Source organism: Actinophytocola sp. (genome assembly GCF_036378875.1).
Taxonomy (GTDB): Bacteria; Actinomycetota; Actinomycetes; order Mycobacteriales; family Pseudonocardiaceae; genus Actinophytocola.
On record NZ_DASUVO010000131.1, the window covers coordinates 43,440 to 70,194 of the forward strand.

24 protein-coding genes are annotated in these 26,755 nt (G+C 69.3%); 10 read left to right on the plus strand and 14 right to left on the minus strand.

The features are described 5' to 3' along the window. Positions 1–246: 246 nt before the first annotated feature. The 9 genes from VF106_RS38515 to hppD all read right to left on the minus strand — a co-directional run bounded on the left by VF106_RS38515 (position 247) and on the right by hppD (position 10,848). Positions 247–1,602 (minus strand): extracellular solute-binding protein, encoded by a 1,356-nt coding sequence (locus tag VF106_RS38515; RefSeq protein WP_330844920.1) that lies wholly within the window; start codon positions 1,600–1,602, stop codon positions 247–249. A gap of 88 nt (positions 1,603–1,690) precedes the next feature. Continuing rightward, positions 1,691–3,163, minus strand: a complete 1,473-nt coding sequence (locus VF106_RS38520; protein ID WP_330844921.1) for a multicopper oxidase family protein — start codon at positions 3,161–3,163, stop codon at positions 1,691–1,693. 32 nt (positions 3,164–3,195) lie between these two features. Further along, positions 3,196–4,176 (minus strand): AfsA-related hotdog domain-containing protein, encoded by a 981-nt coding sequence (locus VF106_RS38525; protein WP_330844922.1) that lies wholly within the window; start codon positions 4,174–4,176, stop codon positions 3,196–3,198. A gap of 32 nt (positions 4,177–4,208) precedes the next feature. Continuing rightward, positions 4,209–6,050, minus strand: a complete 1,842-nt coding sequence (gene asnB / locus VF106_RS38530; protein ID WP_330844923.1) for an asparagine synthase (glutamine-hydrolyzing) — start codon at positions 6,048–6,050, stop codon at positions 4,209–4,211. A 27-nt stretch (positions 6,051–6,077) separates the two neighbouring features. Then, positions 6,078–6,341: an acyl carrier protein gene (locus VF106_RS38535; RefSeq protein ID WP_330844924.1), complete on the minus strand. Its 264-nt coding sequence runs from the start codon at positions 6,339–6,341 to the stop codon at positions 6,078–6,080. Between the two features lie 94 nt (positions 6,342–6,435). Then, positions 6,436–6,660: an MbtH family protein gene (locus VF106_RS38540; RefSeq protein WP_330844925.1), complete on the minus strand. Its 225-nt coding sequence runs from the start codon at positions 6,658–6,660 to the stop codon at positions 6,436–6,438. 19 nt (positions 6,661–6,679) lie between these two features. After that, positions 6,680–8,431: a non-ribosomal peptide synthetase gene (locus VF106_RS38545; protein WP_330844926.1), complete on the minus strand. Its 1,752-nt coding sequence runs from the start codon at positions 8,429–8,431 to the stop codon at positions 6,680–6,682. A gap of 36 nt (positions 8,432–8,467) precedes the next feature. Further along, the gene (locus VF106_RS38550) at positions 8,468–9,739 is read right to left on the minus strand and encodes an NAD(P)/FAD-dependent oxidoreductase (RefSeq protein ID WP_330844927.1); all 1,272 of its coding nucleotides are present in this window, start codon (positions 9,737–9,739) and stop codon (positions 8,468–8,470) included. Between the two features lie 29 nt (positions 9,740–9,768). Then, a complete protein-coding gene (gene hppD, locus VF106_RS38555; RefSeq protein WP_330844928.1) occupies positions 9,769–10,848 on the minus strand; it encodes a 4-hydroxyphenylpyruvate dioxygenase in 1,080 nt (359 codons plus the stop codon). A gap of 158 nt (positions 10,849–11,006) precedes the next feature. On the opposite strand from hppD, the gene VF106_RS38560 reads away from it, so the two are divergent. Both VF106_RS38560 and VF106_RS38565 read left to right on the plus strand, forming a co-directional pair. Then, positions 11,007–12,362 (plus strand): condensation domain-containing protein, encoded by a 1,356-nt coding sequence (locus VF106_RS38560; RefSeq protein ID WP_330844929.1) that lies wholly within the window; start codon positions 11,007–11,009, stop codon positions 12,360–12,362. Positions 12,363–12,384: 22 nt separating this feature from the next. Beyond that, a complete protein-coding gene (locus VF106_RS38565; RefSeq protein ID WP_330844930.1) occupies positions 12,385–13,779 on the plus strand; it encodes an FAD-dependent oxidoreductase in 1,395 nt (464 codons plus the stop codon). 94 nt (positions 13,780–13,873) lie between these two features. Here the strand turns inward: VF106_RS38565 and VF106_RS38570 are convergent, their stop codons facing one another. Beyond that, positions 13,874–14,890 carry an alcohol dehydrogenase catalytic domain-containing protein gene (locus VF106_RS38570; RefSeq protein ID WP_330844931.1) on the minus strand — a complete coding sequence of 339 codons (1,017 nt, stop codon included), beginning with the start codon at positions 14,888–14,890 and terminating at the stop codon, positions 13,874–13,876. 156 nt (positions 14,891–15,046) lie between these two features. On the opposite strand from VF106_RS38570, the gene VF106_RS38575 reads away from it, so the two are divergent. From VF106_RS38575 to aroF, 8 genes are read left to right on the plus strand one after another with little or no spacing between them, the layout of a single operon-like run. Continuing rightward, positions 15,047–15,841 carry an SDR family NAD(P)-dependent oxidoreductase gene (locus tag VF106_RS38575; protein WP_330844932.1) on the plus strand — a complete coding sequence of 265 codons (795 nt, stop codon included), beginning with the start codon at positions 15,047–15,049 and terminating at the stop codon, positions 15,839–15,841. Beyond that, positions 15,838–17,334 (plus strand): FAD-dependent oxidoreductase, encoded by a 1,497-nt coding sequence (locus VF106_RS38580; protein ID WP_330844933.1) that lies wholly within the window; start codon positions 15,838–15,840, stop codon positions 17,332–17,334. Before VF106_RS38575 ends, VF106_RS38580 begins: the two co-directional genes overlap by 4 nt. Beyond that, positions 17,334–19,508, plus strand: coding sequence for a molybdopterin oxidoreductase family protein (locus VF106_RS38585; RefSeq protein WP_330844934.1), 2,175 nt, complete (start codon positions 17,334–17,336; stop codon positions 19,506–19,508). Before VF106_RS38580 ends, VF106_RS38585 begins: the two co-directional genes overlap by 1 nt. Positions 19,509–19,537: 29 nt before the next feature. Next, positions 19,538–19,744 (plus strand): DUF6222 family protein, encoded by a 207-nt coding sequence (locus VF106_RS38590; protein WP_330844935.1) that lies wholly within the window; start codon positions 19,538–19,540, stop codon positions 19,742–19,744. Positions 19,745–19,791: 47 nt separating this feature from the next. Then, on the plus strand, positions 19,792–21,195 hold the full coding sequence (locus tag VF106_RS38595; protein ID WP_330844936.1) for a cation:proton antiporter: 1,404 nt from the start codon (positions 19,792–19,794) through the stop codon (positions 21,193–21,195). A gap of 30 nt (positions 21,196–21,225) precedes the next feature. Next, positions 21,226–22,017 (plus strand): TIGR03084 family metal-binding protein, encoded by a 792-nt coding sequence (locus VF106_RS38600; RefSeq protein ID WP_330844937.1) that lies wholly within the window; start codon positions 21,226–21,228, stop codon positions 22,015–22,017. 21 nt (positions 22,018–22,038) lie between these two features. After that, positions 22,039–22,386 carry a chorismate mutase gene (aroH, locus tag VF106_RS38605; RefSeq protein ID WP_330844938.1) on the plus strand — a complete coding sequence of 116 codons (348 nt, stop codon included), beginning with the start codon at positions 22,039–22,041 and terminating at the stop codon, positions 22,384–22,386. 12 nt (positions 22,387–22,398) lie between these two features. Further along, complete coding sequence (gene aroF / locus VF106_RS38610; RefSeq protein ID WP_330844939.1) at positions 22,399–23,439, plus strand: 3-deoxy-7-phosphoheptulonate synthase; 1,041 nt, start codon at positions 22,399–22,401, stop codon at positions 23,437–23,439. 6 nt (positions 23,440–23,445) lie between these two features. On the opposite strand, the gene VF106_RS38615 is transcribed toward aroF, so the two are convergent. From VF106_RS38615 to VF106_RS38630, 4 genes are all read right to left on the minus strand, one after another. Then, a complete protein-coding gene (locus VF106_RS38615) occupies positions 23,446–23,892 on the minus strand; it encodes a pyridoxamine 5'-phosphate oxidase family protein (protein WP_330844940.1) in 447 nt (148 codons plus the stop codon). 257 nt (positions 23,893–24,149) lie between these two features. Further along, positions 24,150–25,175, minus strand: a complete 1,026-nt coding sequence (locus VF106_RS38620; protein ID WP_330844941.1) for an alkylhydroperoxidase AhpD-related protein — start codon at positions 25,173–25,175, stop codon at positions 24,150–24,152. Further along, complete coding sequence (locus tag VF106_RS38625) at positions 25,175–26,359, minus strand: class I SAM-dependent methyltransferase (protein ID WP_330844942.1); 1,185 nt, start codon at positions 26,357–26,359, stop codon at positions 25,175–25,177. The genes VF106_RS38620 and VF106_RS38625 overlap by 1 nt, the downstream gene beginning before the upstream one ends. A gap of 17 nt (positions 26,360–26,376) precedes the next feature. Then, a partial coding sequence (locus VF106_RS38630) for a cytochrome P450 (protein ID WP_330844943.1) occupies positions 26,377–26,755 on the minus strand: 379 nt, incomplete at its 5' end.

Consider the following 26,755-nt stretch of genomic DNA (forward strand, 5'->3'; position numbering starts at 1 on the left):
CATCGGCCGGACGGCCAGCAGAACCTAGTGGCGCACGAGCGTCCCATTCGCTCGAACTCACCAGAGAAAGTTGTCCACAGGTCCCCGCGACCAGGGGTTTTGTCGGTGCCACTTGGTACGATGGCCTCGGGGTGGCCCCCCGGGTATGGGTGGGGGATGCCTACGCAACCATCTGTGTTGGCGTTGATCATGAACCGCTTGCCCGGGGAACGTGGGTGATGCTGTGCGGGCCGCGAGGCCAAGCGTTCAGCCGGCTTCCAGGGCGTCCGGGGTTGTCGGGGGGTTCGCGAGGCAGGCGGCGTTGTAGTGGTCGAGTAGGGCTTGTGCCTCCTGCGTGGCGGCGAGGAAGCGGGGCGCCGGGTCCGGGCGGGTCGTCAGCACGTCGTGTATGGCCGCGGTCAGGGTGTTATGGATGCGGTTCAGGTCACCGATCATCGCACCGCTTGCTGCTGGGGTCAGGTTTGACGCGGCGACCTGTTCGGCCCCTGCGCGGAAGTACGGGTGCTGGTCGAAGAAGCCCTCCGCGGCGAGCTGTGACTGGGCGGGCACCGTCAACGGCAGCGAACCGGCGTACTGTCGCTTCACCGCGTGGTACGGGTTCAACAGGTGTTGCGTGAACGCGAGCGCGCCGTCTTCCTTCTCCCGGGGTAGGCCCGCGGTCAGGAACAACGACTGTCCACCCAGGAGCTGGCCCGCGTACGGCACGTCCCCGTTGTGCGGTAGGACTCCCGTGCTCAGCGAGAACCCGGCGGACGCGGCCATGTCGGCGATCATCAGGCCGACCGCGGACGAGCTGACGACGAACGCGACCTCCTGGCGCTGGAAAGCCTCCATGCCAGCGAGCCAGTCCCGAGGTTCACCGGTGTGGCGGTAGTGGCCGCGGGCATGCATGCGCTGCCACCACCGCACGTAGTTCATCATCTCGGGGGAGTTCAGGGTGACCCTGGTGGCGCGTCCGGACCGGCCGTTGTCGTTGTCGCCGAGTAGGCCGCCCTGTGCGGCAACCTCCATCTGGAACATCCAGCCGTGGTTGGCCCACGTGATGCGGTGTGCCGGACCGTCGGGGAGACGGGCCACCGCGGCGCACGCGGCCTCGAGCTCCCGCCACGTCCTGGGCATCCGGTCCACTCCGGCGCGCGTCAGCATGTCCTGGTTGGCGAACAGGATGGCGGTCGACACGTTGGTCGGCATGGAGAGCAGTTCGTCGCCACGGCTGTAGTACGCGCGCACGGCGGGCACGAGGTCGTCGACGACCACCGGCTCGCCAAGGATCTTGGTGCGCTCGCCGATGGCCCGCTGGATCGGGGTGAACAGCGGTTGGCCGTTCGCGGCGCGGGTGTCGAGCGCCACCTGGGTCGCGGTGAAGTAGTACTCGGCCAGGTCCGGTGGGTTGCCCTGCTCGACCGCGCGGGCGACCTCACCCGGCAGGTCGCGGAAGGGGACCGCCCGGAGCCTGATCTCGTACCCGGGGTGGGTCCGGGTGAACGATGCCACCGCTTCCGCCACGGGGTCCAGGAAATGCGGGATCGGATGATCCGCGAGCCAGACATCGAGGACGATCGGCTCGGCAGACTCTGCCACGGCTTCCTCCAGTGCGGACACGTAGCCATGCTATGGACCGGGCCGCCGGCTCGACATCCTCCGCGATGCGGTGGTCGTGGGGCGGAACACGCCCGCCCCTCGACCGTCCTCAGGCGACGACCTCCATCTGCGCCATCATGCCCAGCGCGGAATGCTCCAGGTAATGGCAGTGGTAGACGTACTTGCCGAGATGGTCGGTGAAGGTGACCTGCACCCGGACGGTCTCCCCCGGCGCGATGAAGATGGTGTCCTTGCGGCCTGCGTCGTCCAGGCTGGGCGGTGCGCCGTTCCGGTCGAGTACCCGGAACTGCTCGAGGTGCAGGTGGAAGGTGTGGGGTATGCCGAACTCGACGTCGTCGTTGCGGACGTGCCAGATCTCCGTCGTGCCGCGCTTGACCCGGAAGTCCACCCGGTTCGGGTCGTAGGGCCGGCCGTTGACGAGGGCGACCGGCTCCGCACCGGACAGGTCGAACTTCATCGCGATGTCACGCTCGACGGTGGCCGGGGGAAGCGCGGGCAGTGGTCGCAGCACGGCGGGCACCACGCTCGGGTCGGGTGCCGCGCGTGTCACGTCGAACCGGAGCACCGGACCGCTCACGTCGTAGAGCACGAGGTGGGAGCCGATCGGGTGGCCGGAGAAGTCGATCACGACGTCGGCCCGCTCCGCGGAGCCCAGCACGATCTCGGAGCGAACCACCGGGGCCGGCAGGAGCCCGCCGTCTGAGCCGATCTGCACCAGGGCGGCGCCACCGAGACTGAGGCTGAACGTCCGCTCGTTGGCGGCGTTGAGCAACCGGAACCGGTACTTCCTCGCCGCCACCGGAAAGTTGGGCGTCACCACGCCGTTCGCCAGGATCGTCGTGCGGTTCGGCGGGTGGCTCGGGTAGACGAGCGCGCCGTTCGCGTCGAGTTCGGCGTCGCGGAGCATGATGGGCACGTCGTACGGTCCGCCCGGCAGGCCGAGGTTCTTCTCGGCGTCATCCTCGATGATGTAGAACCCGTGCAGTCCGAAGTAGACGTTCTCGGCCTCGAGGTGGTGGGCGTGGTCGTGGTACCAGAGTGTCGCGCCCTGCTGGGTGTTCGGGTAGTCGTAGGTGCGGCTCTGCCCGGGGGCGATCATGTCCATCGGGTGGCCGTCACTGCTCTGCGGCACGTGCCCGCCGTGCAGGTGCACGTTCGACGCCACGTCCAGCTCGTTGGTGAACGTGACCCGAACCGGTCGGCCGGTCTTCGCGCGAATGGTGGGGCCGACGAACTGGCCGGCATAGGTGCGCACGGCCGTGGGATGCCCGGTGCGGAACTCGGCCTGGCCCGGCTGGATGGGGATTCGGTATAGGTCGACACCGGTGGCTCGCGTCGGCGTCAGCTGACGTGGTACCGGCATACGTTGGCTGAACTGGGTCTCTGGACGGATGGACCGCGTCCCGGCCACCGGCTCGACACCATGTCCATTGTGGCCGGTGCCGCCAGGAGCCGGGGTCTGTCCTTTCGGGAGCAGTACGGCCCCACCCAGGATGCCGCCCGCGGTGATCCCGCCCAGCGTGAGTAATCGTCTTCGGTTGAGTAATCGCCGGTCTGGCATGTGTGGTGCTCTTTTCTTGTCTGGCAAGGGGATCAGGCGGCGGGCCGGACGGTCAGCTCGAAGCTGGACACGCGCCGGTCCTGCTGGATGGCGTCGACGTCGAACCGGACGTGCCCCGTTCCGTCCGGTTGCTCCGCCGAGAGCCTGGCGTGCAGGACGGTCGGCAGGTCGAAGTCGGCCACCGCCAGGTACTCCGCCGTGACCCCGCACATCTCCAGGCCCGTGGCCGGCAGGCCGAGCCGGCGGGAGGCCGCCACCAGGGACAGCTGCCGGGTCGCCTCCAGCTGGACCATCGCGAAGATGTAGTCGGCGGGGTGGTCGAACATCACGGGGTGCCGAAGGTCCGCGCGTATCGAGGCGCGGTAGCCGTCGTCGGCCTCGCTGACGGCGGTCAGCAGGACGTTCTCCGGGTTGAGCCGGCCGACCTCGGCCGGCGCCAGCTCGCTTGGGCCGGGAGACGACACCGCGCCCATCTTCGCCGGCAGCCCTCGCCCGGTCCGCAGGCGGGTGCGCATCTGCCCCCACACGGACCGGCCCATCAGCGACTGCGCCATCCTGGCCCTGCCGACCACGACCTCGCCGACGCGCACCGTGAACGCCCAGACCAGGGCGGAGATCTGCCCGGACCGGCGCGCCAGGTGCTCGACGACGCAGTCCACCGCGACGTTGACCGGTTCGTCCGTGTCGAACGGGGTGGTGTCGACGAACTCCCCGGACAGCTCCTTCATCAGGAACTTGGCGTCGCTCGGGCCGCCGAGCGGCACGTCGAACTGCTCGTGCGCGACGACGAAGCAGGCCTGGCGGCAGATCTCGACCAACGTCGCCAGATCCGGCACCCGGTTGCTCACCAGGAACTCGTTGTAGAAACCGTGGGACCTGGGCAACGTCGCGCCCATGACCGACTCCCGCGGTCCCCGCACCGCGAAGCTGGTCAGGAACACATCGTCGAACCCGTCCTTGTGCACCAGCGCCTTCGGCAGGATCTGGTGGTGACTGACGTCCTTGTCCTCCACGGGACGCACTCCTCTCCGTGACTCTCGCACGGTCACAGGTCCAACATGACGTCGTTCGCGCCGAGCCAACGGTTGAGCCACAACGCCATCTCGAGGCTCCCCCGGTCGTACGCCCGGCTCACCGCGCCGGGCTCCCGGGACGCGACCACGCGCGCCTTGTCGAGGTCGAGCAGCGGGCGGGCCGGCGCGTCCGGGTCCGCGAGGAGCTCCTGCAGCTCGGTCCGCAGAGCGGCCTCGTACCCCGGGTCCTGTGTGGCCGGATACGGCGTCTTGACCCGCTCCAGGATCGAGGTGGGCAGCAGGTCCGCCACGGCCGCGCGCAGGAGGCTCTTCTCCCTGCCGTCGAAGTTCTTCATCTGCCACGGCACGTTGAAGACGTACTCGACGAGCCGGTGGTCGGTGAACGGGACCCGCACCTCGAGGCTCGCGGCCATGCTCATCAGGTCCTTGCGGTCCAGGAGGGTCTGCACGAACCGGGTGAGGTTCAGATACGTGATCTCCCGCATGCGCCGGTCCTCGGCCGGCTCGCCCGGCAGCGCGGGAACCTCCGCCATCGCCTCGGAATAGCGCTGCCTGCGGTACTCGGGCAGGTCGAGCTTCTCCACCAGCCCCTTGTCCAGCAGGCCGAGGCCGCCGAAGTAGCGCGACGAGCCGGACGTGAGCCACGGGAACGTGTCCGCGCGGATCGCGTTGGGGTTGTGGAACCACCGGTACCCGCCGAACAGCTCGTCGGCCGACTCACCCGACAGCGCGACCGTCGAGGTGAGCCGGATCGCCCGGAACAGCAGGTACAGCGACGGCCACATGTCGCCCCAGTAGGCGGGTGGCCGGTCGGCGGCGTACAGGACGGCCGCGCGCACGGCGGGATCGACGAGGTTCGCGCTGTCGAGCAGGATCTCGGTGTGGCGCGAGCTCACGAACTCGGCGAGCTCCTTGGCGAACGGAGCGTCCGCGGAGCCGCGGACCGCGTCGGCCTGGAAGATGTCCTCGGCCCCGGCGAAGTCGACCGAGAACGACCTGACCTGGTCGCGGCCCAGGGTCTTCGCCGCCAGCGCGGTGACCGCGGAGGAGTCCAGCCCGCCCGACAGCAGCGAGCACAGTGGCACGTCGGAGTTGAGCATGCGGTAGACGATGTCCTCGAGCAGCTCGCGGACGTGGCTGATCGTCCCGGGAAGGTCGTCGGTGTGGGGACGCGCCTCCAGCGACCAGTACCGCTGGTCGACGACGCCGCCGTGGTTGACGCGGACGAGGTGTCCTGGCCGTACCTCACGGATTCCGACGTAGACGCTCTCCTCCGGAGTCTTCACCATGTCGAAGACCTCGCAGAGCCCGTTCGCGTCGGTCCTGGCCTGTGCCATCGGGTTAGCAAGGATGGCCTTGGGTTCCGATCCGAAGAGGACGCCGTGCGGCGTCTCCATGTAGAAGAGCGGCTTCACGCCCATGCGGTCACGGACCATGACCAGCTCTTCGGTGCGGGCGTCCCAGACCGCGAAGGCGTACATCCCCAGCAGTCGGTCCACACAGGCCGTTCCCCACTCCAGATAGGAATGCAGCAACACCTCGGTGTCGCTGCGGGTCCGGAAGTGGTGGCCGCGGGAACGCAGCTCAGCCCGTAACTCGCGGAAGTTGAATATCTCCCCGGAGAAGGTGAGGACCGCCAGCTGTTGGTTGTCGTCGCTGAACTCCATGGGCTGCGCGCCACCGACGATGTCGATGATGGCGAGCCGGCGATGTCCCAGCGCGACGTGTCGCCCGGACCAGACCCCTTCCGCGTCGGGACCCCTGTTCTCGAGCGTCCTCGCCATCGCCCGGATCGTGGTGTCGTCCTTGGACAGATCCCGACTGAAGTCAACCCAGCCCGCGATTCCACACATGAGTTCTCCAACCCCCAGCGCCGCTGATCACGCGCTGCGAGATAAGTTCTGGTTGACCAGGTCGAGCAGGCCGTTCGGTGTCTCCACGGCGAGCACCGCGTCGAGCGAGAGCTTCACCGGGTAGGCGCTCTCGATCTCGACACAGGTGTTGAACAGGGAGAGCGAGTCGAATCCCAGTTCCTCAAAGGACACGTCGCCGACCTCGTCGTCGAGTGCCCGTTCCGCCGCGGGATCCCGGTCGCCGCACGCTTCCATCAGTTCCGTGAGCCGCTGCAAGGTAAGCGCAGACACGTCGCCTCCCAGGTCTTTCGGTAAAGGTGTGCTGTAGCTGGGTAACATCCTCTGCCAGTGAGCAGACGAGGACATCTCTGTGCTTGCTGAGTCCTCAGCGGTCGCCGGCGTGCTTGGCGACGAACTCGGCGACGCTGCGCGGGCGCAGGTCCACCCAGTTCTCCCGCACGTAGTCGAGGCAGCTGTCGCGACGGTCCGGTCCGAACGCGACCGTCCATCCTGCCGGCACGTCGGCGAAGCCGGGCCACAGCGAGTGCTGGTTCTCCTCGTTGCGCAGGACTGTGTAGTTGGCGTCCGGCACCTCGAACGGGTTGGTCATCTGCGCCTCTCCTCCCGGCTCAGGCCGCGGCGGCCTCGCTGTCGATGTACTTGGCCAGCCCGGCCACGGTCGGGACGTCGAACAGCACGTTGATCAGCAGGTCGACGCCGAGCTCGGCCCGGATCCGGCTGAGCAGCCGCATCGCCTGCAGCGACTGGCCGCCGAGGTCGAAGAAGCTGTCGTCGATGCCGACCTTCGCCACCTCGAGCACCGAGCTGAAGATCGCGCACAGCGCTTCCTGCCGCGGCGTCTCCGGCGCGCGATAGGTCGACACCGCGTCGAAGTCGGGTTCCGGCATCGCCTGGCGGTCCAGCTTTCCGTTGGGGGTCAACGGAAGGGACTCGATCTGGACGAACGCGGCCGGCACCATGTAGTCGGGCAGCGTCTCCCTGACGTGGGCGCGCAGCGCCCCAAGGTCGATCTCGCCTGCGTCCGGCACGACGTAGCCGACCAGCCGCTTCTCCCCCAGCTCCAGCTCACGCACCACGACCACGGCGTGCGCGATGCCGGGGAAGCCGGCCAGCGCCGCCTCCACCTCGGCCAGCTCGATCCGGAAGCCCAGGATCTTCACCTGGCTGTTCGCCCTGCCGACGAACTCGATCAGTCCGTCCTCGCGGCGGGCCAGGTCGCCCGTGCGGTACATGCGGGCGCCCGGCGCGCCGAACGGGTCCGCGACGAACCGCTCCGCGGTCAGGTCCGTGCTGCCGAAGTAGCCACGCGCGACGCCGCGGCCGGAGATGTAGATCTCCCCCTCGACGCCCGGCGGAACCGGGGACAGCCGGGCGTCGAGGATGTGGATCGTGACGTCGGACAGCGCGTCGCCGACCGGGACCACCGTGCTCGGCCGCCAGTCCGCGGTGAGCGGGTGGTGCGCGGAGAACAGCGTGCCCTCGGTCGCGCCGTACATCGCCCTGATCACGATGCCGGGGCAGACGTCCAGCACGCGGCGCACGGCGGCGGGTGCGATCACGTCGCCACCGGTGAGGATCTCCGACAGCCCGGTGAAGGTCTCCGGCGCCACCTCCGCGACCACCCGGAACAGGCCAGCCGTCACGTGGATCCCGGTGATCTTCTCCTCGACGATCAGCCCGCGCAACACCTCCGGCGCCAGCTTGCCCGGTGGGGCGACGACGATCCGGCCCCCGTGCAGCAGCGGCATCCAGATCTCGTAGGTGGAGACGTTGAACGCGTACGGCGCCACCATCAGCACCCGCGCGTGCCGCTCGGGTGTCCACTGCGGATCGAAGATGAGCCGGAGCGCGTCCCGCTGGGTCACCGCGACGCCCTTGGGGTGGCCGGTGGAGCCCGACGTGTGGATCACGTAGGCCAGCTGGTCCGGGTGGATCGGCACCGCGGGATCGGTGACGGGCTGCCCGGCGGTGGCCGGGTCGTCGTCGACGATCACGGTCGGCACGCCGGTCGGCAGGCCGGCGTCGCGGTTGGTGGTGTCGGCCAGCAGCACCACCGGGGTCGAGTGGTCCACCACCCACTGCCTGCGGTCGGCCGGGTAGCCCTCGTGCACCGGGACGTACCCGGCACCGGACTTGACGGTCGCGAGGATCGCGACCACCAGGTCGATGGACCGTTCCAGCAACACCGCCACCCGGTCGTCCTGGCGGACGCCGAGCCCGATGAGGCGGTGCGCGAGCTGGTTGGCCCGCTCATCCAGTTCCCGGTAGGTCAGCGTGGCCGTGCCGGCGGACACGGCGACCGCGTCCGGTGTCCGCGCGACCTGCTCGGCGAACCGCGCGGGGATCGAGACAGCGTCCATCAGTGTGCTCCCATTACCTCTCGCCGCGGGGGTGGGCTAGCTGGCCAGCTCTTCCGGCAGGTCCGGGGCGTCGGTGTCCCGGAAGGCCTTGAGCGCCAGCGGTCCGTCGAAGATGTCCCGCGTGCCGGACACACCGGACAGCACCCGCGCGAAGTCGATCTTGCGGGGCCGCTGGCGAAGCGGGTCGATGTTCTGCTGCGCCGCGTCCCAGTAGTCCTCCTTGGACTTGGTGCGGTCGTAGAAGAAGCGGATGAACTCCAGCAGCGAGTTGAGGAAGTCGACGTAGTTGCGCTCGTAGCGCGCGAAGAGCTTCTCCTCGCTCTCCGGGTTGCGCAGCGCCAGGTCGGCGGTCTCGGCGAGGCCGAGCGAACCACGCAGGGCCAGGCCGACGCCGGTCGACAGCAGCGGGTCGATGAACGCGGCCGCGTCGCCGACCAGCGCCCAACCCGGTCCGTAGAAGTTCTTGCAGGTGTAGGACCAGTCCTTGATCGTGCGGAAGGCGCTGACCCGGGTGGCGTCCTTGGTGAGCGAGGTGATCTCGTCGGCCGCCGCGAGCTCGGAGGCGTGCAGCTCCTCGAGGGACTTGCCGGACTCCTTGTACTTCTCGATCGGCGTCACGTAGCCGACGCTCACCGTTCCGTCCGACAGCGGGATGAACCAGAACCAGCCGTTCGGGCGGTTCTCGGTGAGCGTGTCGCCCCAGCGGGTGCCGCCGTAGCGCCGGCAGTTCTGGAAGTACGCCCAGACCGCGATGTTGCGCAGGTCCTCGTGGTAGTCGATGAGCCCGAACTTGCGTGCGAGGAGGTGCTGCTGTCCAGTCGCGTCGATCACCAGCTTGCAGGTCGCCTCGGTCGGCTCGGAGTCGCCCTTGCGCAGGTAACGCACGCCGACGGCGCGTTCCCCCTCGAAGAGCACGTCCTGTGCGTTCGCCTCCTCGATGACCAGCGCGCCCAGCTCGCGGGCCCTGGCGAGCAGCACCGAGTCGAAGTCGGCGCGGCGGACCTGGAAGGTGTACTCGTACTCCGAGGCCTCGGTGAACCGGAAGTCCCAGGCACCCTGGTTGCGGCCCCACAGCAGCGTGCCGCCGTACTTGCGGACGAAGCCCATGTTGTCCAGCCGCTCACGCAGGCCGAGCGCTTCGATCGTCGGCATCGAGCCGGTGATGAGCGACTCGCCGATGTGGTAGCGGGGGAACTTCTCCTTCTCCAGGACGAGAACCTTGTGGCCCTGCTTGGCGAGCAGTCCAGCCGTTGCCGAACCGCCGGGACCGCCGCCGATGACGATGACGTCGAAGTCGTTGCCAGCCATTGTCGTGAATCCTCCGTCGCGTGGCTTTGTCAGTTCCCGTCGCGGTTGCGCTGTGTCTCGACGGCCTGGTAGAGGTTCTTGATGTTCGAGCTGCCGAACGTGCTCGCGCCGGCCCGCTCGATGATCTCCAGGAAGATCGTGTTCCTGGGGTGCACGGACTTCGCGAAGATCTGGTACAGCTGCCCGTCGTGGTCCTCGTCGAGGAGGATGTCCAGCGCCTGGAGATCCTCGATGCTGTGCCGGTCCGGCCGCACCCGCTCGGCAAGCGCGCTGTAGTAGGTGTCCGGAGTAGACAGTAGTTCGACGCCCCGGTCACCGATCTGCCGCACGGACGAGAGGATGTTCCCTGTGGACAGTGCCATGTGCTGCACGCCTGCGCCGCCGTGGTCCTTCAGGAAGTCGTCGATGTGGCCCGACTCCAGTGAGGCGTCGGCCTCGATCAGGGTGAACGTGACCGCCCGCGACTTGCTCTGCACCACCTTGATGTACATCGCCTGGTCGCCGGTCTCGATCCGCTCGCTGAGCGTCAGGTCGAAGTCGAGCGACCGCTGGTAGTACTCGACGGTCTCGTCGATCTGGCCCGGCTCAACGGCCACCGCGAAGTGGTCGACCCTGCGCAGCCCGGTGCCCAGTCCCGTCACGTTGCCGCCCGGCGGGACCAGCCCGTGCGAGTCGTGTGCCGAGGAACCGGCCGGGCGCTGCACGAAGGTGTGCGTCACGTCGCCGAAACCGATGATCGTGGCGGTCACCACCCCGTTCCGTTCGGTGGGTGGCGCCACCGGCCGCGCGCCACCGCGCACGGCCTCGGCGAAGGCGGCCGCGGCGTCTCGCACCCGCAGGCCGATGTTGGCGACGCCGTCGCCGTGCCGGTCCACATAGGCCGTCGCGGGATGGTCGCTCTCGACCGGCTCCGTGAGCACCAGGTCGATCTCGCCCTGCCCGACGCAGACCGATCGCACCCGCTGCTCGGCGGAGGACTTCGTCGCCGCACGGACCGTGAACCCGTAACCGTCGACGAGCCAGTCGAGATTCTGCGCTATGTCACCGACGTAGAACTCGACATGGTCAACGGTCATGTTCTCGAAAACCTGCGTGCGCGCTGTGGTCATCTGATCCCTCCCGTCACTGCCCTCGACGTTGGCATCCCCCACGCGGACGTGCATCTTCCCGATTGCCGGACCGATCGGCACGTTCGGATAACCGGGCGAACGCGTCCCGTTGCTACGGTCGGTCAGCAGCGACCGTCACGTCTCTCGAGGAGCCGGGAATGACACCTGCCGAAACCCCGTCCGACCGTTTTCCGCTCTCGGCGAATCTCGAGCTCTTCTGCATTTTCGACAAGGGTGACGACGAGGGCGCCTTCGGTCCCCGGCACCTGGTGAGCCACGGCTGGCGCGTGCTCGGCGAGATCGACGTCGATGCTCTGCGCGGTGCGCTCGCCGACGTGGTCGAGCGCCACGAGATCCTGCGCACCGAGGTGGTGCGCGGCGAGGACGAGCAGTACCAGGTGGTGCACCCGCCCTGCCCTGGTGAGGTCGTCGTGATCGACCTGCCGGCCGACGACCCACGGCCCCGCGACGAGCGGACCGACGAGTTCGTCAACCAGATCGAGTACTCCGAGCTGAGCGCCAAGGTGATGCCGCACATCCGCGTGGTCGTCGGACGCTTCGACGAGCGCGACAACGTGCTGGTCATGCTCACGCACCACACCGCCAGCGACGGCTGGTCCATGCAGGTGCTGATCCGCGAGCTCGCCGAGCGCTACGCGGAGCGCACGGGTTTCGGGCCGGCCAACCTGCCGGAACCGGTGCAGTACCGCGAGTTCACGGCCTGGCAGGTGGACGCCCTGAAGTCGGCGAACGCGAACCGGGCGCGGGACTACTGGCGCGACACGCTGCGCGGGGCGCAGATGTCCATGATCGAGATGGACCAGCCAGAGGGTGTGGTTCCCGGGTACGCGGTGCACCGGTTCGTCTGGCCAGCCGAGCTCGCCACGGCCACCCAGCACCTGGCCAAGGCGCTGCGCGCGTCACCCTTCATGGTGCTCACCGCGGCGTTCACCGCCTTGTGGCACAAGATGACCGGCGCGACCGACGTGGTGTGCCCGACCCTCACCTCCGGCCGGGCCGAGTCCCGCTTCACCGACGCCGTCGGCCCGTTCTTCAACCTGGTCCCGCTGCGCACCGACCTGTCCGACTGCGGGTCGTTCTCCGAGCTGGTCACCAGGACCAGGAGGACGTGCCTCGAGGCCTACGCCCACGAGCTGCCGTTCGCACACATCGCGGCCGAGGCGCCGGACCTGAACACACCCTACGCCGCCGGGAACCTCTCGGCCTGCGCGTTCCAGGCGTTCCAGTTCCCGACCAACATGGACGACTCCACCTTCGGGGATCTCACCTACACCGAGGTGCGCAAGAGGACACAGTCCTATCCGAACACCTCCGACATCCCCAACGGGATCGTGTTCACTCTGGACATGCTGCCCTCCGGCGAGATCGCCGGGCACGCCAGGTACAACAAGGCGGACTTCCTGGAGCCCACGATCGAGAAGCTGTGCGGCGACTACCGAGAGATCCTGACGCTGGCCACGGTCAACCCCACGATCAAGCTGCGCGAGCTGTGAACGGCAGGGGAAGGGAAGCACCATGAAGACGCAGCCCCACAGGCGCGCGGTCGTATTGGGTGGCAGCGTCGCCGGTTCCCTCGCGGCGCGTGTCCTCGCCGAGGAGTACCAGGACGTTCTGGTCGTGGACCGCGACAAGGTGCTCGGCGTGGGAGTGGCCCGCAGAGGGGCGCCGCACGCATACCACGCCCACGGACTGCACGCGCGCGGTCACCTGATCATGAAGGACCTGTACCCCGGTCTCACCGACGAGCTCGCCGCCACCGGTGTGCCGCTCGGTGACCTCGGCGAGCTGGAGTGGTACTTCAACGCGAGGCGCCTCCAGCCCGCCCGCACCGGACTCGTCACGGTGAAGGCACCCCGCCCGGTGCTGGAGAACCACATACGCGCTCGGACCGCGGCCCTCGCGAACGTCACGTACCTGGAGGAGCACGACATCCTCCGGCCGGTGACCACCGCCGACGGCAGCCGGGTCACCGGGGTCATCGTGCGCCGGCAGGCCGACGACGCCGAGATCGAGCTCGAGGCCGACCTGGTCGTGGACGCGACCGGCCGCGGCTCCCGCACCCCCGCGTGGCTCGACGAGCTCGGCTACGAACGCCCGGAGGAAGAGAAGGTCAAGGTCGGCCTGGCCTACACGACCCGCCTCTACCGTCCCGATCCATCGTGGACCGGCGTCATCGAGTCGATCAACGTGGTCGCCTCGCCCGCCCACCCGCGCGGTGCGTTCTTCGGCCAGATGGGACCGGACACCTGCATCCTGTCGCTGACCGGGATCCTCGGCGACCATCCGCCGACCGACCCCGAGGGCTTCCTGGAGTTCGCCCGCACACTTCCGGTGCCGGACGTCTACAAGATCGTGCGCGACCTGGCGCCGATCGGCGAACCGGTGCGCTTCCGCTTCCCGGCCAGTGTGCGGCGGCACTACGAGCGCCTGACCCGGTTCCCGGACGGCCTGCTGGTCATCGGCGACGCGTTCTGCAGCTTCAACCCGGTCTACGGCCAGGGCATGAGCGTCGCCTCACTGGAGGCGATGACACTGCGGAACGTGCTGCGCCGCGGCGAGGTCGCGCCACGTGAGGTCTTCCAGGAACTCGCCAAGGCCGTCAACGTGCCTTGGGACATCTCCGCGGGCGGCGACCTCGACTTCCCCGAGGTGGAGGGCAACCGCACGCCGAAGGTCAAGGCCGGCAACGCCTACATGGCGCGCCTGCAGTACGCAGCGACCAAGGACGCGCGGTTGACCACGGCACTCATGCGAGTGGCCGGCCTGATGGACCGGCCGGAGACACTGTTCAAGCCGACCACCGTGGCACGTGTACTGCGGCACGCACGGCGCCGCCCCGAGCCCGGCCCGTCCTGGCTCGACACGGCGCCGCCGGCCGAGCCACCCAAGGACCTACCAGAGGCAGCGTAACCCACGAACGGCCACAAAGGACGTTGCCGATTGACAACGTCCTTTGTGGCCGTTGCCAAGGCTGTGGTGGCGGCGGGCCGAGCAGGCACAGACACTAGTACTTGATGACCGCGCGGAAGCGGACCTCTCCCTTGCCAACCTTGTCGACGGCCTCGGCGATCTCCTCCTTGGCGAAGGTCTCCACGAGCGGGGTGACCTTGCCGCTGGCCGCGATGTCCAGCGCCTCACGCAGGTGCTCGGGACCATTGTGGGTAGCGCCGAGGATCTTCTGGTCCAGCGCGAAGAACGGGTGGGTGTTGGCGATGCCGAACGCGTCCTGCCCGTCGATGCCGGCGAGCACGAGCCGGCCGCCGACGCGCAGGCCCGGCAGGGTCAGCGCCGCCGCGGCGTAGGACGGGCTCGTGGCGATGATGACGTCAGCGCCCCCCGCCTCGCGCAGTTGCTGCCCGTCCGCGACGACGAGGTCGGCGCCCAAGGTCCTGGCGAGGTCGTGCTTGTCCGGTGAGGTCGTGATCGCGATGGTCTCGAAGCCGCACGCCTTCGCGTACTGCACGGCGAGGTGGCCGAGCGCCCCGATGCCAGCCACGGCTACCCGTTCGTGCGGCTTCGGGTCCGCCGCACGGATCGCCGACCAGCCGGTGTATCCCGCGCAGAGCACCGGAGCGGCGAGCTCGTCGCTCAACGCGTCGGGGATGCGCACGGTCTGGTCGGCGGCGACGACCATGTACTCGGCCTGGCCGCCCTGCACAGTGAACCCGGTCGAGACGGGCGCGGCGCACAGTAGTGCGGCGGTGCCGCTCACCGGTCGACCAAGCCGGCAGTAGTCGCACCGCCCGCAGGTGCCCCGGATCCAGGTGGTCCCGACCCGGTCACCGACCGCGCGGGAGGTGACGCCGGGGCCGGTCTCCACGACCTCGCCGACCGGCTCGTGGCCCGGGATGGCCGGGGACACGGACGGGAACGGGATCAGACCACGGGAGGCGGCGACGTCGTTGCCGCAGAGGCCACTCGCCCGCACCCGGATCAGCACCTCGCCGGAACCCGGCCGCGGCGTCGGCACCTCCTGGATCACCCACGCGGCGTTGACCTCTGGAATGACCGCTGCTTTCATCGAACGCCTCCTTGTACGAGAACCAGACCAATCATCACAACGCCGGAGGGCACGCCGTTCTCCACACGTGCGCGATCGCCGCGGTCCAGGCCAGTACGAAGTGGACGCGCAACGCCGGAGATGCCGAGGAAAGGGGGCGGATGTGAGTCTTTTCGCATGGCTGAATTCGACGGCAAGACCGTTCTCATCACCGGCGGTGGCACCGGCATCGGCCTTGCCACCGCGCGACAGCTTGTCGACGCGGGTGCCAGCGTGGTGCTGGCCGGGCGTCGCGTCGAGGTCGTCGACGCGGCGGCGAAGGAGCTGGATCCCACCGGGGATCGTGTCCTTTCCGTGGGGACCGACGTGTCCCGTGAGGACGACCTGGACGAGCTGGCCAGCCGTATCCAGGCTCGATTTGGCCGACTGGACGGTATCTTCGCCAACGCCGGCCTGGCCTCCTACTCCCCCATCGCTCCGCGTACGCCGGTGAGCGACGCCGAGTTCGACCGGTACGTCGGGGTCAACTACAAGGGCGCGTTCTTCACGATCCAGAAGACGCTGCCGCTGTTCGACGCAGGCGGTGCCGTCGTGCTCAACAGCACCTGCCTCGCACACCGGGGCATGGGGCTGGCGATGGGGCTGGCCTCCATGTACGCCTCGACGAAGGCCGCCGTGTCGAGCCTGGCCCGCACCCTCGCCGCCGACCTGGCCGGCCAGGGCATCCGGGTCAACGCGGTCAGCCCCGGATTCGTCCGGACGGACATGTTCGACGAGCTCGCCCCGACCGACGAGGCACGGGACGTGTGCCGTCACCTGGTTCCGCTCGGGCGGCTCGGCCAGCCAGAGGAGATCGCCGAGGCGGTGACCTTCCTGCTGTCGCCGCGCGCGGCGTACATCACCGGACAGGACATCGGTGTGGACGGTGGACTAGTGAGCTCCCTGCCGATGGCCTCGACCGTCCAGGAATGACAACCCACGAATTCAAGGAGGTGACCGCGATGGGCCAGGAGGCTGGAACCCGCGCGGTGGTGCTGGGCGGCAGCATTGCCGGCCTGTTCGCGGCCAGGGTGCTCGCGGACGCCTACGACGAGGTCCAGATCGTGGACCGCGACAAGCTCGTCGGCGTCAAGGGTGTGCGACGGTTCTGCCCGCAGAGCCACCAGGCCAACGGGCTCCTGGCCCGTGGCGTCCAGGTCATGGAGGAGCTCTTCCCCGGGCTCACCCAGGAGATGCTCGACTACGGCGTCCCCACCGGTGACCTGTCCGGCAGCTGCCGCTGGTACGCCAGGGGCTTCCGGCTCAAGCAGAAGCACGCCGGGCTGCAGACACTCGGCGTGATCCGGCCGATCTTCGAGTGGTTCATCCGCGAGCGGGTGCAGAAGTTCCCGAACGTGACCTTCGTCGAGGAGCACGACATCCTCGGCCTCACCGCGTCGGCGGACAACAGTCAGATCACCGGCGTACGCGTTCAGGAGCGCGGCACCGACACGGACAGGGTCATCGAGGCCGACCTGGTGGTCGACGCCACCGGCCGCGGGTCGCGGACCCCGGTCTGGCTGGAGCAGCTCGGCTACGAGAAGCCGTTCGAGGAGCGCAAGAAGATCGACCTCGGCTACGTGACCCAGCACTTCCGGCTGCGCCCTGGCGCCAACGGGTTCGAGAACGACGTGGCGATCAACCAGATCGCGAACGCCGCCGTGCCCCGCGGCAACGTCTTCTTCCTGGTGGAGGACGGCAAGGTCGAGCTGACCACCTACGGCATCCTCGGCGACCACCCGCCAACCGACTACGAGGGGCTCATGGCGTGGCTGAAGTCGTTGCCCGCCAAGGACGTCTACGAGACGCTGCGTTACGCGGACCCGGTCGACAAGGCGATGCCGTTCAAGTTCCCGACGACGCTGCGCCGCCACTACCACACGCTGCGCCGGTTCCCCGAGGGTCTGCTGGTCACCGGTGACGCCGTCACGACGTTCAACCCCGTGTACGCACAGGGCATGAGCGTCGCGGCGCTCTGCGCGCTGGTCATTCGCCGGCACCTGCACAGCGGCGCGGCGCCGGTGCCGCAGGACTACTTCCGCGACCTGGCCAAGGACGCCATCGACCAGGCGTGGGACATGACCAACACGATCGACCTGAGCCTGCCGGGCGTCGAGGGCAACCGCACGTTCCAGGTGCGTATGGGCAACTGGTTCCTGAAGCGGGTGCAGATCGCCGCGACGCGCGACGGCGACATCACCGCCGAGTACTTCAAGACCGCAGGCCTCATCCAGAAGCCGGAGGCGCTGATGCGGCCGGCCTTCGCACTGAAAGTGCTGTGGAAGTCGCTGTTCGGGCCGTCCAAGGAGAGCCAGCAGCCGTACGGGTGGAAGGCGCCCGCGGACGTCGAGCCCGCGTTCACGGACAGCGGGACGAGCACCGAGACGAACACCGGGACGAGCACCGAGACACGCCGGGCGGCCTGATGACCACCGCGCACCGCACGTGTCCGATCTGCCAGGCCGTCTGCGGTCTCCGTATCACCCTCGACGACGCCGACCGCGTCACGTCGGTGCACGGTGACGCGAGCGACCCGTTCTCCAAGGGCTACATCTGCCCGAAGGGAGCGAGTCTCGGCCGCATCGACGAGGACCCGGACCGCTTGCGCCATCCGATGATCCGGGAGGGCGACCAGTGGCGGGAGGCCAGCTGGGACGAGGCCTTCCTCGCCGTGGAAAAGGGTCTCACGACGGTGGTCGAGGAGCACGGTCGCGACGCCGTGGCCGTCTACTTCGGAAACCCGACCTACCACACGATGGCCGGGTTCCTGTACCGCATGCCGTTGATCCAGTCGCTCGGCACGCGGAACGTCTACTCCTCGGGCACGATCGACCACATGCCGAAGCACGTCGCGGCCGGCAGCATGTACGGCGACCCGTTCGCGCTCGCCGTGCCCGACGTGGACCGGACGGACTACGTGCTGATCATCGGTGCGAACCCGTTGGAGTCACACGGATCGCTGTGGGCCGCGCCGGATCTTCCCGGCCGGCTCAAGGAGTTGCGCAAGCGCGGCGGCAAGGTCGTGGTGGTCGACCCGCGCCGCACCAGAACCGCCGCGTTCGCCGACGAGCACCTGCCCGTCCGGCCGGGCACCGATCCCGTGCTGCTCCTCGCCATCGTCCACACGCTGCTCGCGGAGGACCTGACCTCGGTCACGCTCGAGGTCAACGGCCTCGACGAGCTGCGCCTGCTGTCCGGGGAGTTCACGCCGGAGCTGGCGGAACGGGGCTGCGGTGTGCCGGCGGCGGACATCGCGCGGCTGGCCCGCGAGCTGGCCGCGGCGCCGACGGCCGCCGTGTACTCCCGCATGGGTGCGTCCACTGTGGAGTTCGGCACGCTGGCGCAGTGGCTGGTCGAGGTGATCAACGTCCTGACCGGCAACCTGGACCGGGCCGGCGGGACGATGTTCGCCAGGCCGGCCGTGCTCGAGGTGTACCGCAGCGGCGAGCCGTTCCAGGCCGGCAACTGGCACAGCCGGGTGCGCGGCCTGCCGGAGGCTCTCGGTGAGCTGCCGGCGGCCACGCTGGCGGACGAGATCGAGACGCCGGGCGACGGCCAGGTTCGCGCGCTGGTGTCGATCGCGTCCAACCAGGTGCTGTCGACACCCAACGGCCCCCGGTTGGGCCGGGCGTTCCAGAAGCTGGACTTCATGGTCTGCGTCGACCCGTACCTCAACGAGACGACCAGGCACGCCGACGTCATCCTGCCGCCGCCGCGCATCATGCAGATGCCGCACTACGACTTCCTGCTGTCGATCGTTACGGTGCGCAACTACGCCAGGTTCTCCCCGCCGATCCTCCCTTTGGGACCGGACCAGCGGTCCGAGGCGGAGATCATGGCGCGGTTGACGCTGATCGCGGCGGGCGCCGGCGCGGCGGCCGACCCGGCCGGGGTCGACGAGATGATCCTCGGTCAGTTCCTCGGCGCGGCAACGCAGATCCCGGGTTCCCCGTACGAGGGCCAGGACCCGGCCGAGCTGCGTGCCACGCTGGAGGGCGACAGCGGCCCAGAGCTGATGCTGGACATCATGCTGAAGCTCGGCCCGTACGGTCTGTCGCTTGCCAAGCTGAAGGCGAGCCCGCACGGCATCGACCTCGGCCCGCTCGAACCGCGGCTCAAGGAACTGCTGTGCACCCCGTCCGGCAAGGTCGAGCTGACCCCGCCCGCCGTGGTCGCCGACCTCGACCGGCTGCGCGCGAAGGTGGCCGCCCCGGTCCCGGACATCGTGCTGATCGGCCGGCGTCAGCTGCGCTCAAGCAACAGCTGGCTGCACAACGTCCCTTCGCTCCTCGGTGGGAGCAACCGGTGCACCCTGCACGTCAACCCGGCCGACGTGGCGCGGCTCGGGCTTGGCGACCAGGCGGTCGTGCGCACGAAGACCGGCGAGGTGGTCGTGGCGGTCGAGCCGACCGACGCGATCCGGCCCGGCGTCGTGAGTCTCCCGCACGGGTGGGGGCACGCGGACAGCCAGCAGCGTGTGGCCGCACAGCACGCGGGCGTCAACGCGAACGCGCTGACCGACGAGTTCCTGGTCGACGTCCCGTCCGGCAACGCGGTGTTCAACGGCATCCCGGTCACCGTCAGCCCGTACCAGACATGACAACCCGACGACGAACGGAGAGCACCACCGTGTCCACATTCGACTCACCAAGCCTGGTCCCAGAGCACAACGCGCCACCCGTCAACCTCGAGGAGCTGGTGCGGCCAACGCCGAGCGCGACCCTCGCGAGGGGGATCGTCTGGGCGGACATCCTGGCCGAGATCGCGGCTGACGAGGAGGCACGGCAGCGGCGGCGCGCCACCGAGACCTGGCAGCAGCTGCCCGAGGCGGCGTGAACCCGTAGCGCGGGCAAACCTTCAGCGCAGGTGACAGGAGACTCTTGATGACGGAACGCACGCAACGCAAGGCGCTACGCGTCGCGGGCATCTACGGCCTCCTGGTCGTGGTGCCCGTCCTGGTCAGCATCGCCCTGCTCACCGGAAGCGACGTCGACGGTTCAAGGACGGCACAGGCCGAGGCCGTCGCCGGACATCCGCTGGCCCAGCTGTTGCTTGCGATCGCGGTCGTCGTCGCTGCGTGCAAGGCGGCCGGGTGGCTGATGCGCCGGATCGGCCAGCCGGCGGTGATCGGCGAGATCGCGGCGGGCATCGTGCTCGGCCCTTCGGTGCTCGGCGCGGCGTGGCCGGAGGGTGCGGCCGCGATCATCCCGCCCGCGATACTGCCCCAGCTGAACGTGCTGGCGCAGGTCGGTGTCGTGCTGTTCGTGTTCCTGACGGGGCTGGAGCTGAACACCAAGCTGCTGCGCGGGCGGGGTCACCTGGCCGTCGTGGTCAGCCATGTCAGCATCGCGGTGCCGTTCGTGCTCGGTGTCCTGCTCGCGGCCGTCGCGTACGCCAAGTTCGCGCCGCAGGGCGTCGGCTCGCTGGCCTTCGCGCTGTTCCTCGGCGTGTCGATGAGCATCACCGCGCTGCCGGTACTCGTGCGGATCCTGAAGGACACCGGCATGTTCCGCACCGAGGTCGGCGTGGTCGCGCTGACCTGTGCGGTGGTCGACGACGTGACCGCGTGGTGCCTGCTCGCACTGGTGGTCGCGCTGGTCACCGCCTCGTCGCTGACCGGTGTGCTGCTGACCATCGCGCTGGCCGCGGCCTTCGTCGCGGTGCTGTTCGTCGTGCTTCGGCCGCTGATGGCGCGGATCATCAACAGGACGAACGACGTGACGCTGCGGCGCATGGCCCCGCTGGCCCTCGTCGGTGTGCTGCTGTGCGCGATGGCCACCGAGTGGATCGGTGTGCACGCGATGTTCGGCGCGTTCATCTTCGGCCTGGTGTTCCCGCGCGGCAACGCCGTCGAGCGCTGGCTGCACGACAACACCGGCGGGCTCACCACCGCGTTGCTGCTGCCGCTGTTCTTCGCCTTCAGCGGCCTGCGCACCAACATCGGGCTCCTCGCCGCCGACGCCTCGCTCTGGCTGTGGTGCGGGGCGATCCTGGTCGTCGCCGTGATCGGCAAGCTCGGCAGCGCCGCGGTGGCGGCCCGCAGCGTCGGCGAGGGGTGGAACCGGTCGCTGCAGATCGGCACGTTGATGAACTGCCGCGGCCTCACCGAGCTGGTCGTGCTGAACGTCGGTCTGGATCTCGGCGTCCTGTCGCCGACCATGTTCACAATGCTGGTGATCATGGCGCTGATCTCCACCGCGATGACCGCTCCCCTGGCCGTCTGGCTCGCCAAACGCAACGGTGAGCGGCTCAACGGTGACGTGCGCCAGCTGAGCGAAGCGACGTAGACGCATCCAAATCCCGAGAGGACAAGGCACGTGACGCAGCGAGACGTGATCGCCGACTTCACCGCGGTCGCCAAGGAGTTCGAAGGGCTCGTCGCCGGGCTCGACGGAGACGGCTGGCGGCTGCCGACCCCGGCGCCCGGGTGGACGGTGTCCCATCAGGTCGCGCACCTGGCGTTCATCTTCCGCCTTGCCGGCACCGCGGCCAGTGATCCCGAGCTGTTCGGCGCGATGGCCGCCAAGGCCGCGACGAACTTCGAGGCCGCGGTCAACGCCGCCAACGAGGAGTACCTCGGCGGGCCGCCGGAGGTGCTGCTGTCCCGGTGGCGTGACGAGCGGGACACCGCGATCAAGGCGCTGGCCGCCGTACCGGCCGGTCAGGTCGTGCCCTGGCTGGTCCGGCCGCTGCCGCCGGCGGTGCTCTGCTGCGCGGGCATGATGGAGCTGTTCGGCCACGGTCAGGACATCGCCGACGCCATCGGGGTCACCCGCGTGCACACCGACCGACTGTGGCACGTCGCCTGGTTCACCACCCTCACCTGGGATTTCGGATACCAGGCGCGGGGACTGACCCCACCGGAGACCCAGTTCCGCTTCGAGCTCACCGCCCCGTCCGGCACGACGTGGGAGTTCGGCCCTGCCGACGCCGAGCAGCGGATCACCGGCCCGGCCGAGGACCTGTGCCTGCTGGCCACCCGGCGCCGGCACCGCGACGACCTCGCGCTGAGCGCGGTCGGCGCGGACGCCGAGAAGTGGCTGGACATCGCCCAGGCCTACCGCGGTCCGGCGGGCGAGGGCCGGCGGCCGGGCCAGTTCCGGGCCTGACCGGCCATGGTGGTCCGGGCGGTGCGTGGCGCGATCCAGGTCGACCGGGACGACCCGGCGGACGTTCTCGCGGCGACCCGCGAACTGCTCGCCGAGGTCGTCCGCGGCAACTCCCTGGACCCGGCGGACCTGATCAGCATCATGTTCACCGTGACCCCGGACCTGACGAGTTGCTTCCCCGCCAGAGCCGCCCGTGACCTCGGCCTGCACGACGTGCCACTGCTGTGCGCGACGGAGGTCGACGTCCCCGGCGCACTGCCGAGAGTGGTCCGGTTGCTCGCGCACGTCGAGAGCGACCGGCCACGTTCGGCGGTCCGCCACATCTACCTGCGCGGGGCCGTCCGGCTGCGCCCAGACCTCGCAGCCTGAAAGGAACCTGCCGTGGTCGTCGTCATGCAACCTGGCGCGGAACCCCAGCACGTGGACGCCGTCGTGTCGCGCGTCGAGGCCGCCGGCGGGCAGGCGTTCGTGAGCCGTGGTGTGAGCCGAGTGATCATCGGCCTGGTCGGCGACATCGACCAGCTGTCCACACTGGACCTGGCAGGTCTGCCAGGGGTCGGGCAGGTCACGCGGGTGTCCACCGAGTACAAGCTGGTGAGCCGGGAACAACATCCGGACCGGTCGGTGGTGCACGTCCGCGGCGTGCCGATCGGCCCGGACACGGTCACGCTGATCGCGGGTCCGTGTGCCGTGGAAACCCCCGAGCAGACCCTCGCGTCGGCGCTGATGGCGCAGGCCGCTGGCGCGACCATGCTGCGCGGCGGCGCGTTCAAGCCGAGGACCTCGCCCTACGCCTTCCAGGGCCTCGGCGAGCTGGGCCTGAAGATCCTCGCCGAGGTGCGTGAGGAGACGGGGCTGCCGATCGTCACCGAGGTGGTGAGCGCCCACCACGTCGACATGGTCGCCGAGTACGCGGACATGCTGCAGATCGGCACCAGGAACATGCAGAACTTCGCCCTGCTGCAGGCGATCGGCGAGGTGGGCAAGCCGGTGATGCTCAAACGCGGGATGACCGCGACCATCGAGGAATGGCTGATGGCCGCGGAGTACATCGCGCAGCGGGGCAACCTCGAGATCGTCCTGTGCGAACGCGGCATCCGCACCCACGAGCCCGCGACCCGCAACACCCTCGACGTCTCGGCCGTGCCGGTCGTCCAGCGCCTGTCGCACCTACCGGTGATCGTCGACCCGTCCCACTCCGGCGGCCGCCGAGACCTCGTACTCCCGTTGAGCAAGGCCGGCATAGTCGTCGGCGCCGACGGGATCATCGTGGACGTACACCCACAACCGGACCTCGCTCTCTGCGACGGCGCACAGGCACTCGTCCGCGAGGATCTGGAGCAACTGTCCCGCGCGGTCGCGGACCTCACCGTCTACGTTGGACGCCAACCGGCCAGGCGCCGCTGGGCGAGCGCCAGCTGAGTTCGTCTACCAGCTGACCTCGGCCCGGACGTCGATCGACGCGTCCGGGTCGAGGATGTGGTGCTCGGTGACGGTGGCCCGGTAGAGGCGCAGACGCGCGTCCCCGGTCACGCGGTCGAGACCCCACTCCCGCAGACCCTTACGCACGGAGACCCGCGAGAAGATCTCAATCCCGTCTGTCACCTGCGCGGCCGTCCCTGTCATGTAGACCGCCTGCCCCTCCAGTGGCGTGGCGGTCGAGTCGTACACCACCATGGCGAGTTCTGGTCGAACGGCCAGATTGCGCGAGTGTCGCGTGTCCGGTGCGGAAACCCAGTACAGATGCCGGTAATCCTCGGTCGCGAACCACACCGGCGACGCCCACGGCCGCCCGTCGGCATCAGCGGTCGCCAACGTCACGAACGAGTTCGCGTCCATAACCGCACGGGCGATAGCCGCACTGTCAAAGGCCATGGCGCGAAGTATGCCCGAGGCATGGTGCGCCGACCGGGAGAAGCCCGCTTCGCTTGTGAACCCGGCCCGCGAAGCGGGACCCCTCGCCTCGGTGCCGTAGAACAGTGCGCACTCCAGCGGCAGCCATGCGAGGAAGGCTCCCTTCACCGCACCGCTCCGGCCGCCGCAACACCCCACAGGTCCCGCGCTGGGCGCACAGCGCCCCCGCGGCGGGCGAAGCCCGCTAAGGGGGCGGTTGAGTCCGTGACCGTGGAGCCTTAGGCCGCCGCTGGTCTTGCTTCTGCTAGCCAGGTGCTGATTCGGCGGGCTGCTGCCATGCTTGCCCACGAGGCCAGTTCCACCAGTGTCCCGTCGTCCGGGGCGGATTGGCGGAAGGCGTTCACCATGTCCTCGTCGACCTGGTATGAGGCCATTGCGATGGTGAGGGCCAGTCGGCCGGCTGGTTGGTCCTCGGGCGGCAGGGTGGCGACCGGGTCGTTCACCCAGGCTCGGCTGATGCCGGGCGGCCGTCCGTCCCAAACGGACAGTCGGCCGCGGACGAGGGCGCGGACGGCACCCGGCACGGAGCGGGCGCCGGCGGCCTCTATCGCCGCGTAGGCTCGGGCGAACGCGTCGGCGACGATCTTGTTCCGGTGGGCCCACGCCACATCGTCGGGTAGGGGTGCGGGTGACAGCAGGTCCAGCGAGTCACCCGGCTGCGGGCCGCCAGTGGTCGATGGGCGCAGGACTCCGCCGAGTACCTTTCTGGCGCGTGGTTTGGCGGACTCCGGCACGTGCGCGGGGAACGGCGAGTCCCGCAGGAACACGTTGACCACACGGTTGTAGTAGTGGAACGCCACCGCGACGCCGATCAGCTCGGGGGCCTGCTCCGGCGGGAACGGCAGGGTGGCGCCGGACGACACCGTCGCGCTTGTCCGTGCCCACTCCAGGAGCGAGGCATGGTCGCCCGCGTCCGGGATGGCGGCCAGCGTCATGCCGTGCACGTCGGCACAGTAGGGGCAGCTGTTGGCCTCCGACACGCCGGTGGCCACCGCCTCCTTGCTGGCGCGGTCCGCGTTCCCTTGTGTCAGCAGGGTTTCCCGCAGGATCAGCCACGACGCGGCCAGCGCGTCCGGTGATGCCGAGTGCAGGGCGGTCGGCGGGGCCAGCATGCCGAAGTCGCGCTCCACCTGGCGGTACACGTCGGCGACCAGCCCGCTGGCACGGCGGCGCGGCACGACCTTCACGTGACGGGTGTCGCGGAGCGACCTGCGCACCGCCAAGCGCACCAGACCGGCGACCATCAGATCCCCTCAGCGCGTGCGGTCACGGCGCCCACGACGAAGTCCGGGTAGTCCTCGGCGATCGTGTCGACGTCGGGGAGGACCGTCACGTCGCCGAGTCCGGCGGCCTCGAACGTGGCACGCCAGGCCGTGGGGGTCAGGAAGCCGTGCGTCGGCCGCTTCACCGGGTCGGTGATGACGTCGGTGAAGCTGTCCAGGAAGTCGAAGATGATCTCGGCGTGGATGGGCCTGGCCAGCTTCGTCGGGCGTACGCACTCCGACACGACGATCGCCCCGCCCGGCCTGAGCGCCTTCGCCGCCTCGGCGATGACGAAGTCGAGGTCCGGCGCCACGTGGAAGCAGTTGACCGAGTAGACCGCGTCGAACGTGCCCGGCTCGATTCCCTGCGCCTCCCACGGCGTCGTCATGTCGACACGGGCCGACTCGACCTTTGTGGACGGTGACGCGGCGGCACGCGCGGCCTTCTCGCCGTGGCGGGCGAACGTCTCGGCGACCTCGGTGAAGCGGTAGCGCGTGACGCTGGAGCCGAGCTTGCGCAGTGCCAGGTCGGCCGCGCTCCCACAGCCGCCGCCGATCTCGAGGATCTCGAACGGACCGCCGTCGGCGGGCACCAGGCGGGACAGTGCCTCGGCGCCGACCTTGTTGTTGATGGCGTACAGCAGGTTGTCGTTGGAGAAGTACCTCAGCCACAGCGGAAGCTTCTGTGGCGCGAACAGGATCTCGTCGCCGGTCGCGTCGCCGGCGAAGAACGTCTTCGCCTCGTCGACCAGCGTCCGCAGGATCTCGGCGGCGACCGCGGTACCCGGCTCGCGCGCGGCGAGCTCAGCGGCGACGGCCTCGAACTCCGCGGGGCGGGCGTCCCCGGGGTAGTAGCGGATGCCCTCCCGTTCCAGGATCCCGCTGTCCGAGAGCTTCTCGTAGAGGAACTTCAACGGGATCGTGCGGCGCCACGGAATGCCGAGGTCCTTTTTGGCCTGTTGCACCGACATGCCGGAGTTGGTCGGGAGCGCGCCGACCGCCGACAGGATCTGGTACGCGGTCGCGTCGACGAGCCGGCCGAACGTCTCGTTCACCGCCAGGAACCGGAACGGGAAGAGCTCACGGACCGGCTCGTCCGCGATGGCCGCACGGAGCCTCGTGAACTCCCCGACCTTCGGATGCTGCTCTGGTTCGAGATTGTCCATGGTCTTCTACTTTCCGGTCATGCCGCGGAGCTGCGGGCTTCCGACTGCCAGGGGTGGACGGTCATGGGGAGACCGCCGCCGAGGCGCAGCGACATCATCGGCTCCGGCGTGACCGTGGAGCCGGGCGCCTTCTCGAGTTTCAGGTCACGCATCAGCGTGGAGATGATGAAGGTGGCCTCCATCATCCCGAGGTGGTTGCCGACACAGAACCGGGGCCCGGCGCCGAACGGGATGTGCGCGTACCTCGGCCGGTCCGACGGCACGTCGGGGTCGAAGCGCGCCGGGTCGAAGCGGTCCGGCTCCGGCCAGTACCTCGGGTGCCGGTGCAGGGTGTACGGGGAGATCAGCACGTCCGCGCCCGCGGGCACGTGGTAGCCGCCCACCTCGTCGTGGGGG

Coding starts and splice junctions, on each gene's coding strand:
- VF106_RS38520 (WP_330844921.1), bottom strand. CDS start 3,163: ATGCCAGACCGGCGATTACTCAACCGAAGACGATTACTCACGCTGGGC.
- asnB (WP_330844923.1), bottom strand. CDS start 6,050: ATGTGTGGAATCGCGGGCTGGGTTGACTTCAGTCGGGATCTGTCCAAG.
- VF106_RS38540 (WP_330844925.1), bottom strand. CDS start 6,660: ATGACCAACCCGTTCGAGGTGCCGGACGCCAACTACACAGTCCTGCGC.
- VF106_RS38545 (WP_330844926.1), bottom strand. CDS start 8,431: ATGGACGCTGTCTCGATCCCCGCGCGGTTCGCCGAGCAGGTCGCGCGG.
- VF106_RS38550 (WP_330844927.1), bottom strand. CDS start 9,739: ATGGCTGGCAACGACTTCGACGTCATCGTCATCGGCGGCGGTCCCGGC.
- hppD (WP_330844928.1), bottom strand. CDS start 10,848: ATGACCACAGCGCGCACGCAGGTTTTCGAGAACATGACCGTTGACCAT.
- VF106_RS38560 (WP_330844929.1), top strand. CDS start 11,007: ATGACACCTGCCGAAACCCCGTCCGACCGTTTTCCGCTCTCGGCGAAT.
- VF106_RS38565 (WP_330844930.1), top strand. CDS start 12,385: ATGAAGACGCAGCCCCACAGGCGCGCGGTCGTATTGGGTGGCAGCGTC.
- VF106_RS38570 (WP_330844931.1), bottom strand. CDS start 14,890: ATGAAAGCAGCGGTCATTCCAGAGGTCAACGCCGCGTGGGTGATCCAG.
- VF106_RS38575 (WP_330844932.1), top strand. CDS start 15,047: ATGGCTGAATTCGACGGCAAGACCGTTCTCATCACCGGCGGTGGCACC.
- VF106_RS38580 (WP_330844933.1), top strand. CDS start 15,838: ATGACAACCCACGAATTCAAGGAGGTGACCGCGATGGGCCAGGAGGCT.
- VF106_RS38585 (WP_330844934.1), top strand. CDS start 17,334: ATGACCACCGCGCACCGCACGTGTCCGATCTGCCAGGCCGTCTGCGGT.
- VF106_RS38595 (WP_330844936.1), top strand. CDS start 19,792: ATGACGGAACGCACGCAACGCAAGGCGCTACGCGTCGCGGGCATCTAC.
- VF106_RS38615 (WP_330844940.1), bottom strand. CDS start 23,892: ATGGCCTTTGACAGTGCGGCTATCGCCCGTGCGGTTATGGACGCGAAC.
- VF106_RS38620 (WP_330844941.1), bottom strand. CDS start 25,175: ATGGTCGCCGGTCTGGTGCGCTTGGCGGTGCGCAGGTCGCTCCGCGAC.
- VF106_RS38625 (WP_330844942.1), bottom strand. CDS start 26,359: ATGGACAATCTCGAACCAGAGCAGCATCCGAAGGTCGGGGAGTTCACG.